The organism is Ilumatobacter sp., from assembly GCF_041688325.1.
Taxonomy (GTDB): domain Bacteria; phylum Actinomycetota; class Acidimicrobiia; order Acidimicrobiales; family Ilumatobacteraceae; genus Ilumatobacter_A.
Map to the genome: position 1 here is coordinate 1 of NZ_JBDNIJ010000019.1, position 13,196 is coordinate 13,196.

Annotated in this window: 13 protein-coding genes; 7 read left to right on the plus strand and 6 right to left on the minus strand. The window is 63.3% G+C overall.

Annotated elements, in window-relative coordinates; translation table 11 throughout:
- Window positions 1–111: 111 nt before the first annotated feature.
- The 3 genes from ACH2EI_RS01260 to ACH2EI_RS01270 are packed head-to-tail and all read right to left on the minus strand — an operon-like array spanning window position 112 to window position 2,319.
- Window positions 112–1,131: an alanine racemase gene (locus ACH2EI_RS01260; RefSeq protein ID WP_395154801.1), complete on the minus strand. Its 1,020-nt coding sequence runs from the start codon at window positions 1,129–1,131 to the stop codon at window positions 112–114.
- A gap of 17 nt (window positions 1,132–1,148) precedes the next feature.
- Window positions 1,149–1,736 carry a TetR/AcrR family transcriptional regulator gene (locus ACH2EI_RS01265; RefSeq protein ID WP_395154800.1) on the minus strand — a complete coding sequence of 196 codons (588 nt, stop codon included), beginning with the start codon at window positions 1,734–1,736 and terminating at the stop codon, window positions 1,149–1,151.
- Between the two features lie 19 nt (window positions 1,737–1,755).
- The gene (locus tag ACH2EI_RS01270) at window positions 1,756–2,319 is read right to left on the minus strand and encodes an MOSC domain-containing protein (RefSeq protein WP_395158906.1); all 564 of its coding nucleotides are present in this window, start codon (window positions 2,317–2,319) and stop codon (window positions 1,756–1,758) included.
- 31 nt (window positions 2,320–2,350) lie between these two features.
- Between ACH2EI_RS01270 and ACH2EI_RS01275 the strand changes: the two genes are divergently transcribed.
- On the plus strand, window positions 2,351–3,112 hold the full coding sequence (locus ACH2EI_RS01275; RefSeq protein WP_395154798.1) for a class II aldolase/adducin family protein: 762 nt from the start codon (window positions 2,351–2,353) through the stop codon (window positions 3,110–3,112).
- Between the two features lie 255 nt (window positions 3,113–3,367).
- On the opposite strand, the gene glpX is transcribed toward ACH2EI_RS01275, so the two are convergent.
- Window positions 3,368–4,357 (minus strand): class II fructose-bisphosphatase, encoded by a 990-nt coding sequence (gene glpX, locus ACH2EI_RS01280; RefSeq protein WP_395154797.1) that lies wholly within the window; start codon window positions 4,355–4,357, stop codon window positions 3,368–3,370.
- A gap of 105 nt (window positions 4,358–4,462) precedes the next feature.
- On the opposite strand from glpX, the gene ACH2EI_RS01285 reads away from it, so the two are divergent.
- From ACH2EI_RS01285 to ACH2EI_RS01300, 4 genes are read left to right on the plus strand one after another with little or no spacing between them, the layout of a single operon-like run.
- Window positions 4,463–6,211 carry a S9 family peptidase gene (locus tag ACH2EI_RS01285; RefSeq protein ID WP_395154796.1) on the plus strand — a complete coding sequence of 583 codons (1,749 nt, stop codon included), beginning with the start codon at window positions 4,463–4,465 and terminating at the stop codon, window positions 6,209–6,211.
- Between the two features lie 19 nt (window positions 6,212–6,230).
- Window positions 6,231–7,034 carry a hypothetical protein gene (locus ACH2EI_RS01290; RefSeq protein ID WP_395154795.1) on the plus strand — a complete coding sequence of 268 codons (804 nt, stop codon included), beginning with the start codon at window positions 6,231–6,233 and terminating at the stop codon, window positions 7,032–7,034.
- Between the two features lie 33 nt (window positions 7,035–7,067).
- A complete protein-coding gene (locus ACH2EI_RS01295; protein WP_395154794.1) occupies window positions 7,068–7,772 on the plus strand; it encodes a hypothetical protein in 705 nt (234 codons plus the stop codon).
- An 11-nt stretch (window positions 7,773–7,783) separates the two neighbouring features.
- Window positions 7,784–8,404 carry an alpha/beta family hydrolase gene (locus tag ACH2EI_RS01300; protein ID WP_395154793.1) on the plus strand — a complete coding sequence of 207 codons (621 nt, stop codon included), beginning with the start codon at window positions 7,784–7,786 and terminating at the stop codon, window positions 8,402–8,404.
- An 18-nt stretch (window positions 8,405–8,422) separates the two neighbouring features.
- On the opposite strand, the gene ACH2EI_RS01305 is transcribed toward ACH2EI_RS01300, so the two are convergent.
- The gene (locus tag ACH2EI_RS01305; protein WP_395154792.1) at window positions 8,423–9,328 is read right to left on the minus strand and encodes a LysR family transcriptional regulator; all 906 of its coding nucleotides are present in this window, start codon (window positions 9,326–9,328) and stop codon (window positions 8,423–8,425) included.
- Window positions 9,329–9,415: 87 nt separating this feature from the next.
- On the opposite strand from ACH2EI_RS01305, the gene ACH2EI_RS01310 reads away from it, so the two are divergent.
- Window positions 9,416–10,309: a hypothetical protein gene (locus ACH2EI_RS01310; RefSeq protein WP_395154791.1), complete on the plus strand. Its 894-nt coding sequence runs from the start codon at window positions 9,416–9,418 to the stop codon at window positions 10,307–10,309.
- A complete protein-coding gene (locus tag ACH2EI_RS01315; protein WP_395154790.1) occupies window positions 10,306–11,553 on the plus strand; it encodes a M24 family metallopeptidase in 1,248 nt (415 codons plus the stop codon). The genes ACH2EI_RS01310 and ACH2EI_RS01315 overlap by 4 nt, the downstream gene beginning before the upstream one ends.
- 118 nt (window positions 11,554–11,671) lie before the next feature.
- Here the strand turns inward: ACH2EI_RS01315 and ACH2EI_RS01320 are convergent, their stop codons facing one another.
- Window positions 11,672–13,192, minus strand: a complete 1,521-nt coding sequence (locus tag ACH2EI_RS01320) for an MFS transporter (protein WP_395151565.1) — start codon at window positions 13,190–13,192, stop codon at window positions 11,672–11,674.
- Window positions 13,193–13,196: the final 4 nt, after the last annotated feature.

Sequence of the window (13,196 nt, forward strand, 5' to 3'; positions counted from 1 at the left end):
CGAGCAGCATCTCGATACGGATATCCTGCGCCATCTCACCTCGACCTGACTGTCCGATCCACCGCGGCTCGAAATTCTGTCACGCTTTGGTCAGACCAAAGTGTGACAGGTTCACCAGAAGCGGAGGTCGATGTCCCACTTGTCGGTGATGGTGTCTCCGTCGACGACCCACATCTGCTGGTGCTTCGCAACGGTGGGATCAACGTGCGCCGGGAGAAGCCTCGTGCGGTCACCGACCTTCCAATCGGTCAGCTCCGTCGGCGACAGCGTCGTGTGCTCATCGGAGCAGAAGAAGACCTTGCCGCCAGGCCATGTGGGGTTGCCGTGGTCCATTCCAAGCGACTTGAGCCCGCAGTCGACGACGATCCATCCCTTCGGGCTCACGGAGATCACGGTGGCCAGCACACTCAGGGCACACTCGAAGGGGAGGTCGAGTTCCAGGTACTGGGTGTCCATCAGGGCATAACTGCCGGCCTGAATTTCGGTGCACCACGTGTTCGAATCAAACGTTCCGGTACCGCCACCCGACACGATGTCGCCGCCGACGCGGTCGGCAGCTTCGAGCAGGATCGACGTGGCCATTCCGACCTTGTCGACGCGTTCGCTGCGGTCGTGGACCATCATCAAGTGGCCCTCGTAGCCCATCACGCCGCGGACCTCGAGGCCAGCCGAGCGTGCCTTCTCGGCGAGCCGCGGTGCGTCCTCGATTGAGCAGCCACAGCGGGGGAGGCCGATTTCGACGTCGATGAGCACACTTCGGATGCCACCGGCGATGGCGGCGTCGAGGGTGACGTCAGAGTCGACCGCAATGGTGATGTTGGCGTCGTCAGCTAAGGCGCCGAGGCGGGCGACGTCGAGTGACTCGTTGGCGAGGAGCAGGTCGTCGCCGAGGCCTGCTCCAACCATCCCCTCGATTTCGAGGGGAGTGGCTGCACAGAAGCCGGTGTGTCCGCCATCGGCGAGGCGGCGCGCCATGGCGGTCGACTTGAATGCCTTGACGTGGGGCCGGAGCTTCTTGCCTGGCAGGACGGCATCCATCGCGGCGCAGTTCGCTTCGAAGATCGATGTCTCGACGACGAGGGCCGGTGTCCGAAGATCGTCGATGGTGGTCGGATCCAGTTCGCTGGGCACTCGCCCAAAATAGCAGGTCAGTGCAGGCTGTCGAGAAAGGAGTTGAGCTGCTGCCGTTGGATTCGTCGATGTGATGGCGACGGGTTGAGGACGGCCTGCATGCTCAAGCCGTCCATCAGCGTGAGAAACTCGTTGGCGATCACCTTTGTCGAACGGCTTGCCTCGATCTCTCCGGCAGCCTGCGCCTGCTTCGTGTACCGCATCAGGACCTTTGTCAATCGGCGACGCTGATCGTGGTACCAGACCGCAAGATCGGGTGATCCAACCGATGCAGCGACAAACGACAGTTCAGCCTGGGCTTCCCCCAGTCGAGCGTCATCGAGCGGGAGGAGTTCGAGCATGAGTTTGCGAAGTGCATCGAGCCCGGAGAGGCCAGCCAGGCGAGCGGCCAAGCGCATGCGGATTCGGTCGTAGAACCGCTCGAGCAGCTGGCGGACGAGGTCGTCCTTGCTGTCGAAGTAGTGCGACAGAGCGCCCTTGGCTTCGCCCGCAGCTTCGGTGACCCGGCGTGTGGTCAGCCCGTCGAGGCCGTGCTCCAACAGCACCTGGCCTGCGGCGTCGAGAAGTTGCCCGCGACGCTCGACATGATCCACGATTTTGGGCACCTGCCCAACGTAGCGTCTGTCAGACCTTCTCCATGCGGGTCAGCGGGCCAGCGGGGAAACGGATCTTGATCGCATCGCCTGCCGCAACGGTGCCACCTGTGATGACGACGCCCATGACGCCGGTGCGTCCGATTTTTGGCCCGTCAGGATTGTCCGGGTCGTCGATGAACATCATCTTCATCACGCCGTCACCGACCGACTTGATCTGTGGGCACGGGTTGCGGAGGCCGGTCAACGCAACGAGTGTTGTGTCGCCGATGCGGAGCATTGAACCGACGGGCAGACCGATCAGGTCGATCCCCGTCGTCGTGATGTTCTCACCGAGTTGGCCGGCGACGATGTTGTGGCCCGCATCAGCAACTTCGTCGAGGAGTTCGCTCATAACCAGGTGGACCTGGCGGAGGTTCGGCTGGTCGGGGTTCGCTGCCACGCGCGAGCGGTGCTTGACCTTCGCGCCCTGGTGAGCGTCACCGTTCACGCCCAGCCCGGCAACCAACTCGATCGATTCGTATGTGGCCTTGGAGAAGGTGTGCTCGTCGCTGCGGTGGACCGCAGCCACCGCTCCGATCAGATCCGGATCCATCTGTTCAGCGTAGAACGCATACGATCGGGATATGAGCGATTCCTACCCGGATTTCCCTGGCGTCGACGCGTACGACACCGTGCGCTCACCTGAATCAGAGCGTGCTCATCGCAAAGAGATGTGTGCCTTGGGGTATCGCATCTTTGGCGCGCAACGTTGGGGGCAGCTCGGTGACGGTCACGTCTCGGCGCGTGACCCAATTCTGACCGATCACTTTTGGTTGCTCGACTGGGGTGTCCCGTTCAGCGCCGCCACGCCGGAACTACTCGTCCTTGTCGGGCCGGGTGGCGACGTTGTCGATGCCGACGGCAACCCAACCGGTGCGGTCAATACGGCGGGTTACAACATTCATGCGCCGCTCCTCGAAGCCCGCCCTGACGTGGTGAGCGCCTGTCACACGCACACCCAGTTCGGTACGCCCTGGTCGGCGAACGTCGAGCTGTTTCGTGCGCTCAGCCAAGAGTCCATGGCGTTCGTCTTTGACCAGGCGCTCTTCGACGACGAAGAAGTTGAAATCCTTTCCACTGATGGCGGCAAGCGAATCGCGGCATCGCTCGGTGCGGCGAAACTGTGCATTCTGCGCAACCACGGCCTGCTCACTGTCGGGCGCACCGTGGAAGAGGCGGTCGGCTGGTTCGTGATGGCCGAACGCGTTGCCGAGGTGCACGTGAAGGCGCCGAATGGCCGGGCAATCAGCGACGAGGCGGCGGCGATTGCTGCCGACACGATGGCGGGCGAACTTACCGGGTGGCGCGTGTTCCAGTGGCTCCGGCGGAGCCTGCTCGACAACTGACCGGCCGCCGCGTTTCAGCCGTTGCTGTGGTGAATACGTGAGTCGTCGGGCCTTGCTGATGTGCTCCCAATCGGGGTGCACAACCAGCATGTGGACGATCTGGCTGAACGCAAAGACGAACGCCACGTCGAAGAACAACTCGACGAGATCCGCCGTGTAGTCCTCGGTTTTTCTGGTACGCCGAGGCCCCGTATCGGGCGGAGACTCGCGCGGACGCTGTGACCGTTTGATGTGGATCAGAAGCCTCGAGGCGGGTCAGTAGTCGATGGCGGCGAACTCGCGGAGCTTCGACACGCGGTGGCGGGCGTCGATCATGCGGACGGTTCCACTCCGCGAGCGCATCACGAGACTCTGTGTGCGGGCGCCCTGTTTGTCGAACCGCACGCCCCGAAGGAGCGCGCCGTCCGTGAGGCCGGTCGCTGCAAAGAAGCAGTTGTCGCTGGTGATCAGATCGTCCTGCATCAGAATGCGATTGAGGTCGAACCCGGCGTCGATCATGGCGGTCATCTCGGCGTCGCTTTGCGGAGAAAACTGGCACTGGATCTCACCCTGCATTGCCTTCATGGCGGCAGCGGAGATCACGGCCTCGGGCGTGCCGCCGATGCCCATCAGGACGTCGACGCCGGCATCGGGCCAGCAGGTCGCCACCGAGCCGTAGACGTCGCCGTCGGTGATGAGGCGAATACGGCAGCCGCTGGCGCGGACCTCGGCGATCAGCTCGGCGTGGCGCGGCCGATCGAGGATTACGCAGGTCAGATCGCCGATGTCCTTGCGTGTTGCCTTCGCGATCCAGCGGAGGTTCTGCGTGGCGCTGGCGGTGATATCGATTGCTCCGACGGCATCGGGGCCGACGGCGATCTTGTTCATGTAATACGACGGACCGGGGTCGAGCATTGAACCGCGATCTGCGACGGCGATGACTGCCAAGGCGTTGGTCTTACCAAGCGCGGTGAGTGTCGTACCGTCGATCGGGTCGACTGCCACATCGACCTCCGGCTGGCTACCATCGCCGACTTCTTCGCCGTTGTAGAGCATGGGAGCATCATCTTTTTCGCCCTCGCCAATGATGACGGTGCCGCTCATCGCGACCGTGGACAGCGAGAGGCGCATTGCATTGACGGCCGCACCGTCAGCCGCGTTCTTGTCGCCGCGCCCAACCCATCGGGCAGCGGCGAGGCATGCAGATTCGGTCGCTCGTACGAGCTCCATCGCCAGGTTGCGGTCAGGATTCTCGCGTGCGGACATTTCCGCACATTATCGGTGGTGAGGCGATTGACCCAGACCACCCGCCGCTCGTGAGCTGGTTGACGATGAGCGACAGGGTTTCGCGTCCGGTCATAACATCGCTGTGTGCACGTCCCTCTGGAGCTGTTGACCGCCGGCCGCGACCTCACCGAGCCGAAGATTTCCCCTGATGGGCAGACCGTTGCATTCGTGCAGCGGTGGCGTGGCGCAGCAGCGATCATGACCGTGCCCGTGGAGGGTGGCGCTGAGCGGGCGCTGAGCACCGGGCCCGACCCAGCCCCCGGTCGGGGTACAGGCGGCGGGTGCTTCGATTGGCACCCGGACGGCACCGGTGTGGTCTACGCGGCCAATGACGGCGAGCTGTGGTGGCAGCCGGTTGGTGGTCGTCCCGAACCGATCACCGAACTCGAACGTGAGTGCCGAGCTCCGTCGACGGATGGTTCGGTCGTGGTGTTCATCGTCGATGAGGCCGAAGTATGGAAAGTGCAGCTCGGGTCGCGAGCACTGCGGCGCCTCGATGATGGCGGCGACGCTTTTTGTTTCGATCCTGAGCTGGCACCTGACTCGTCGGCGGCTGTCTGGCAGGGGTGGAGCCCGCCAGCCATGCCGTGGGACGCTGCGCACAGGGTGACGTGTGTACTCGTTGACGGCACGTGTGAACGGTGGCGACCGGAAGGCGCAGCGGTCCAGCAGCCGCGCTTCATCAGCGCCGGGAGCACTGCGGTTGTCCACGATGCCAGCGGATGGCTCAACGTGTACCTCGACGACAAACCGGTCCTTGCCGAAGCATTCGAGCAGGCCGGGCCGACCTGGGGAATGGGGCAGCGCAGCTTTGCTCTGTCGCCCGACGAAAAACAGATTGCGCTGTGCCGCAACGAACGTGGCTTCGGTCGACTGATTGTTGTCGAGCGGTCGACCGGCGCCGTCACGAACATTGGAAAGGGCGGTCACGGTCAACTGAGCTGGCACGGCAACACCGTCGTTGCGCTGCGGACCGGTGCGGTAACACCGACGCAGATCGTGACCTACGACGTGAGCGACCTCGACGTCAAACCGCCTCGCACGGTGTTGGCCGTGGGGCCCGCCGATGGCTGGCAGCAGTTCGAGCTGCCCGAACCCGAGGTGATCGAGGTCGATGGACTGTTTGCTCGGCGGTATGCAGCAGGCAATGGGAAGTTGCTGGCATGGGTGCACGGCGGGCCGACGGACCAGTGGCAGGCGGACTTTCGCCCCCGCATCTCATATTGGTGGAGTCGCGGCTGGGATGTGCTGGTCGTTGATCCACGGGGGACGACCGGGCATGGACGCCAATTCCAGCAGGCGCTCAACGGCGGGTGGGGTCGCTTCGACGTCGACGACACAGCGGCACTCATCGCGCATGGTCACGCTGCTGGCTGGGCGACTCCGGCAACCAGTGTGGTGATGGGCGGATCGTCCGGTGGTCTCACCGTGCTCGGTGTCCTTGCCGACCATCCTGACCTGGTTGCCGGTGGTGTGGCCTCGTATCCGGTCAGTGATCTCCGGGCACTGACCAGGGTGACGCATCGCTTTGAAGCCCACTACTGCGACACGCTGGTCGGCGAACCCGCAGTTGTTGGCTGGGAGCGGTACGACGAGCTGTCGCCGCTGCACCGCGCTGGTCGCATCGACGCACCACTGCTGCTCTTTCACGGCAGCGACGATCCCGTTGTGCCGATCAGTCAGAGCGAAACCGTCGTCGAAGCGATTCGGTCGAGCGGCGGTCAGGTCGAGTTCGTCGTCTACGACGGTGAGGGGCACGGATTCCGCGATCCGGCCAATATTCGAGATGAATACGAGCGAACGGAAGCGTTTCTGACAGCACTCACGCGCTGACCGCAGGTAGCGTGCACTTGTGGCATTTGTAAGCAGAGGCGGCGGCGCCGAACAACAGAACGAAACCGCCGGTTCCGGCGAGACGATGGACTTTGATCCCAACGACCCAGACGTCGCCAAGGTCCATTACAACGTCGACGTGTGGACACTCGACCAGCAGGCTGAGCTGGCAGAGGCAATGGCCCAAGCGCTGGTCCCCCATGCATGGGACGGTAGCGAGCTCATCGTGCCCGAAACGCATGAAGAAAAGGTCGACGCCATCTTCGAGCGGCTCGAAGAAGAGCTCGGCCCGTTTCCGATTGTGCTCGAAACCGACGCCGAATCGACCGAGTTCAACCTCGACGAATGGACCGACGCCGACCGAGCGGTGCTGAGCGAGGCGCTGGTCGAATCAGAAGTACCGCATCGCTGGGAAGGCCACGCCGTCGTGGTCGCTGTCGAAGCCGAAGACGCTGTCGACGACCTGCTCGATGCAATCGAAGGCGGTGAGCTGATGAACGCCGACCAGTCTGGTGACAACGAGCCGCCGGAAGGCTCGTTGAGCACCATCTTCCTCGCTGCCGACAAGCTGGCGAAAGACCCGTTCGATGCGAAGTCCCGCACGCAGCTGATCGAACTCTCCCAGCTCATCGACAAAATGCACCCGCCGTATGCGCTTGCTCAGCGAACATGGGCTGGCGCCGTTGCAGGTGTCGATCGAATCGTCGAGCGAGTCATGGCTGACGCCGAGGGTTCCAAGGCTGGCAAGGATGAAGAAGCCGACGGCTCCGACATCATCGGCTTGGCGCAAGAACTTCGTTCGCTGCTGCGACCGTACGTCTGACTCGACGATCTGACCTGACGAACGAGCTCATCGTTGACCGTGCTCCTCGCCGAGCTGGAGATCTTTCACACCCGGCCCGCCGTGCCGACGCGCCGTGTTGCTCTCGGCCACATGGTGCTGCCTGTCGATCCGGCGCCGGGCTTCGGTGGCCTGCTGCTGGGTTCGGTCGTGGCGGCGCATCTCGGAGGCCTCAACGATGATCAGGCTGCCGATGTCCACCGGTTGATTCTCGAGGTCGGCCAGGGCGGACGAATCGTGCAGCCGCGGCTCCGCCACCGTTTTCAGGTCGACCGCCATGGGCTCGCCGTCAGCAACCATCGCTTGATCGGTGACGGCGACGAGATCTCGTTCGATTTCAACAGCAACGGAACCGATCTGAGCCAGGTTCTTGGCGCGATCTATGCAGCGGAACGCCTCGCACCCGAATATCGGCGCAACGCCGCAGACGTCCTGCAGAAGGCGTCGAGATGGCGCGGCCCAATTGGAGCATCGTTCATTGCTCACCTCGCCGGATCGCAGACGACCACTCTTGAAGCGCTCGCTGACCCACTCGGGTGGGCCCTCAGTACCCTCGGATTCGAACTCGGCAGCAAGAAGCCGTCAAAGCGCGAGGTCACCTCGAAGTTCCGCAAGGGGATGCGTGATGTGCACCCCGACCATGGCGGTGATCGCGACCACGCGGCAAAGGCGATGAGCGACCTGGCTGAAGCACGTCGCATCCTCAGCGCCAAAGGCTGAGCCAGCCCAGCATGGCTGCCCCGAGCGTCTTTCTGTACCCGGGTGCCGGGTCCGACCGTCATCACGCCCGGCTCCTGGCAATCGAAAACCGAGTGACAGCACGGACCAGCCGACTTGATTTCCCGTACCGGAAGGAAAGCCGGACGGGGCCGCCTGACCGTGCACCGAAGCTGATGGCGTCGATTCGCGATGACCTCACCAAGATCTCTCGCCGCCGGAGTCCGCTGATCATGGGTGGCCACTCGATGGGCGGGCGGATGGCCTCGATGGTTGCTGCTGATGTCGATGGGGCGGGCCCGGTGAAGAACCTCGCAGCGCTCGTGCTGCTCGGCTACCCCCTCCATCCACCAAAGAAACCCGACAAGCTGCGCGTCGAACATTTGCCCGACATCACCGTGCCCTGTCTCTTCATCTCTGGCACCAAAGACGAGTTCGGCACGCCTGAGGAACTCGAGCAGTGGACCGCGACGATCTCCGCTTCGGTCGAACACATCTGGCTCGACGGCGCCCGCCACGACCTCAAAGGACGAGACGCCCTGATTGCTGACGCCGTTGCCGAGTTCGTACAACGGATTACCCGACAGCCCCCAATGCTGCCGAGGTTGTCACACCGAGGTCAGACCAAAGTGTGACGCGCTCGCCGCAGTCCTTCAGTGAACCGGTGGCGACAGATGCGTTGCCAAGAGGTCGGCAACGTCGCGAGTAGCCGAGGCGGTTGGTTCGTTGGCGCGCATCAGCGCATGCCATTGCACCGGGAGTCCGTCGGTGCCGCAGCGCACCGCTGTGAGGCGGCCTGATTCGATCATCGAGGTCATCGCCCAGCGGCTGAGGACGCTGAAGCCTGCGTTTGCTGCCACGAGTTCGGCGATTGCGCTGACGTGTCCGATGACGGTGATGAGCCGTGGCCGTATTTCTGCTTTGCTGAGGAAGCGTTCGTGTTCGAATCCTGGCGTGGTCACCCGGCTATAGGTCAGATAGCTCTCGTCGGTGAGTTCGTGGGGTCTGACCGAACTGCGGTCGGCGAGGCGATGCGTCGGGGCGACTATCACCGCCAGTTCGTCGACGAAGAGCGGCACAAAAGCGAGTGCTCCGATCGGATTGCCGGGAGCGATCACGATGTCGACCTCGCGCAGATCCAGGCTTCGACCGGCGGCTGCGCCCATCACGACGAGTTGCACATCGATGGTTGGGTGAGTGGCCCTCAGGTGGCTGCGGAACGGCGCGAACCAATGGTAGGTCTCGTACGTTTCGACTGCGACGCGAACCGTTGCGCTGTATCGGCCCGCTGACCGGAGCACGTCGTCCTCGCAACGTTGCAACTCTGCGAGCGCGAGCGTGGCGGCTTGCTGGACGACGGTGCCCGCCTCGGTGGGCTGCAGTCGGCGACCGGGCCCGCGGTCAAACAGCTTGACGCCCATGCGTTGCTCCGCGTCGGCCAGTCGATGACTGAGCGCTGACTGGCTGATCGATAACGCCACCGCTGCGCTGGTCACCGTGGCGTGTTCGATGATTGCTGCGACGGTTTCGTAGTGTCGAATATCGAGTCGAAGTACCACCTGAACAGGTTACATGCACCTGGTGCATGGGTTATGTGTTCAACATGCGTTGGACAAATAGTCCCTGTTGAGACGCACTATCTGGCTATGCCTCAGGAAATTCAGTACGCGGACGCCGAACTCGGGTGGCTCGACGACCTCGTCGATACGACCCGCTATCCACTCAACGACCCCGACTCGACGGCATGGACTGCGCTCGTTGACCAGTGCCGCGGTGAGATCGCCCAGCACGGATGTCTGACGCTGCGCGACTTCCTGCGACCACAAGCGCGACGGACGGCTGGCGCCGAGATTGCCGACCTGGCGCGTGGCGTGCCAATTCGATACGAGAGTTGCACCGTCTACTCCCGACCAGGACTCGAAGCAGAGCTCGCCCTCGATGACCCGCGTCGGCTGACCTTTCGGCGCGGGACGGGCCACATCACCCGCGACATGATTGGGCCCCACACCGTCGCGCACCGGCTCTACGCGTCACCGAAGTTCAAGGCGTTCGTGAAGGACTGCGTCGGCGCCGAAAGCATCTTCGAGTACGCCGACCCGCTTGCTGGCCTCATCGCCACGGTGGTGCCTCCCGGCAACGAACTCTCCTGGCACTACGACACGAACGAATACGTCGTCACCCTGATGACGCAACAACCCGACGCCGGGGGTCTGTTCTGCTACGTCCCAAACCTTCGTCGGCCTGGCGACGAGAACATCGAAGGCCTTGGTGCCGTGCTCGCCGACCCCGAACATCCCTCGATCCGTCGGGTTGATCTGCGGCCCGGCGACCTCCAGATCTTCCTCGGCCGTTACTCGTTGCACAAGGTCGGCAAAGTGACTGGAACAACTGATCGCCACGTCGCTGTTCTCAGCTATGCCGATCGACCCGGCGTGATCGGCCCCGTTGACCGCACTCGTGCCGTCTACGGTCGGGTCACCGAAGCCCACCTGGTCGCAGAGCAGTCCAAGCTCCAATCCAACGACGGACTGATGCTGTGACGGCCACTTCGCTCACAACGGGCTCGCTCAAGACCAGCTCGCTCAATACCAGCTCACCCGGAATAACAGCACCCGACGCCACCGCACTGGAGTCGGGTCGACTGGAGCGGCTCCGCGCAGCGCTCGCCGCTGCCGAGTGCGATGCCGGTGTTTTCTACGACCCGATCAACATCCGCTACGCGACTGGCACGTCGAATATGCAGGTCTACTCCCTACACAACCCGTGTCGATATGCGTACGTCCCCGTCATGGGGCCGGTTGTGCTGTTCGACTTCAAGGGCTGCGAGCACCTCTCCGACGGGCACCACAACGTCGCTGAAGTTCGCAACGCCATCAGCTGGTATCACTTCGTTGCTGGCCCCCGAGTTGACGAGTTCGCCACCAACTGGGCCCAAGAGATTGTTGCACTGCTCGGCCCGAGCACGACGGGACGTCGACGACTTGCTGTCGACCGCCTCGATCCAGCCGGACTTCACGCGTTGCAACGCCACGGCGTCGACGTCATCGACGGACAAGCCGTCGCCGACCGTGCCAAGGTCATCAAGACGCCTGAAGAAGTCGCCATGATCAGCTCTGCGATGGCGGCCTGCGATGACGGCATCGCTCGAATGCGCGACGCCCTGCGACCAGGTATCACCGAACAACAACTGTGGGCCCACCTGCACGCCGCGAACATCGAGGCCGGAGGCGAGTGGTTCGAAACCCGACTCCTCACGTCCGGACAACACACCAACCCCTGGTATCAAGAATGCTCGAACAAGGTCATCGAGGGCGGCGACCTCGTCGCCTTCGACACCGACATGATCGGCGTCGGGGGTTACTCGATCGACATTTCACGCACCTGGCTCGCCGGTGATGACGCACCAACCGACGAACAACGCCGGATCTATGACGCTGCGTACCAACAGGTCCAACACAACATCGAACTGATGCAACCCGGCAACACCTTCCGAGACGTCGTCGAACACGCGCTCCTCCCACCCGAGCCCTACCACTCGCTGACCAATGCATGCATTGCCCACGGCATTGGTCTCTGCAACGAATACCCGTTGATTCTGAACCAAGATCACTTCGACATCGGCGGCTACGACGGCGTCATTGAAGCCGGCATGGTGCTGTGCGTCGAGAGCCTCGCCAGCGAATCCGGAGCACGAGAATCGGTCAAACTCGAGCAACAGGTTCTGGTCACCAACGATGGGCCCGTCGTGCTCTCCACGACACCGCTCGCCGACACACCGACATAGCCCGCTCACTCACTGTCAGACCTGTCACACCAGAATCTGCTTGGTTTCTGTCACACTCCGGTCAGACCAAAGTGTGACAGCGGACCAAAGTGTGACAGCGGACCAAAGTGTGACAGCGTTACCCGCCGGCGATGATGAGGGTGGCGTCTTCTGGGTTGAGGTCTTCGAGTTCTTGGTGCGCGGTCTCGGGGTACGACGTGATGACGATGATCGTGACGACGACTTGGGCCAGGGCGAACATTCCCATCACCGTGCCGTACGACCAGCCAGCGTCGATGAGCTGCCCGGTGCCGATCAGGCCACCGATTCCACCGAGCAGCGCGAGCGCCGTGATGATGCCCGCGGCACGTGTGCGGTTGCCGGTCGGGAAGAGCTCGGTGCGGTACACCGCCATTGCCGGGAACACCATGCTGCCGGTGATGCCGGCAAGGAACGAGAACGCCCACAGGATCGGTCCGCCGAACGCGAACGCCAGCACGACGGCAAGCGTGGAGAGGGGCAGCGCGACAGCGATCAGCGGTTTACGACCATGCGTGTCGGCGAACCGACCACCGATGATTAGGCCGATCGCAGCGGGTGTACCGACGACGAGTGAGAAAAGGCCGATCAGCCCCGCCGAATAGCCGCGCACGTCGCTGAGGTAGCTGTTCTGGAAGAAGCTGGCGGGCGAGATGAAGATGTTGCCGATGAACGCCACGGAGCCGAGCAGCGCCATGCGCTTGCGGTCGAGTGGGACGCGTGGTGCTGTGCGTTCGACGGCTGCTGCCACAAATCGGCGGGTTTCTGGGAGCCGGCGCGTCAGGTCGAGCGCCACGATGCACCAGATTGCTGAGACGACGTACACGAGGCGCCACGCGCCTGGACCGAGGTCGGCGAGCGCCAGTGACGAGACCGCAATTCCCGCGCCGAAGCCGCTGGCCATCGCGAGAACGCTGATCGCGTAGGCCCTGGTGTTTTTTGGTACCTCTTCGGCGGCCATGACGCCGACCAGAAACGAGAGAGCGATGCCCATCGGGCGGGCGAGCGTCTGGGTGCCAACGAGCACGGCGAAATTGGGTGCCGCGGCACCGAGGATCGACAGCAGGGGCGCAATCCACGCGACCGCAACCATCACACGTCGCCGACCAATCCGATCGGCGAGCACTGCTGCAGGCAGCGCCACGATGATGCCGGCGCGCACAATCGCTCCTGCGTAGCCGACACCGGAGTCGCCGACCCCGAAGTCGTCGGCAGCGAACTTGGCGGTCTGTGTGAACAGCGTGTTGATGAAGGCTGCGCTCATCGATGCAGCGGCCAGCAAACCGATCACGAGCACCTGTGTGGCGTCAAGCCGATCAGGCGGTGACCACCAGCCGCGGTGCGACACTCGGCGGCGGAGCACCTGCTTGATAGGGATGCGGAAGAGCCAACCGAACCACGGAATTGTCAGTCGGTACGTGGTGGTCTCGGTGATTGCGTCTGGGCTGACCTCGACGTGTCGCTGGTACGTGGAGAAGGGCCCGTGGACCTGATTGAAGACACCCGGCTCGGTCGCCGATGCCTCTTCGAGAACGACGTCGTCACGGGCCACCGTGATCGATGCGATGTGTTCGTTGTCATGCGGCCAGGTTCGGGTCACGATGCGACCGCCGGGCTCCACGGGC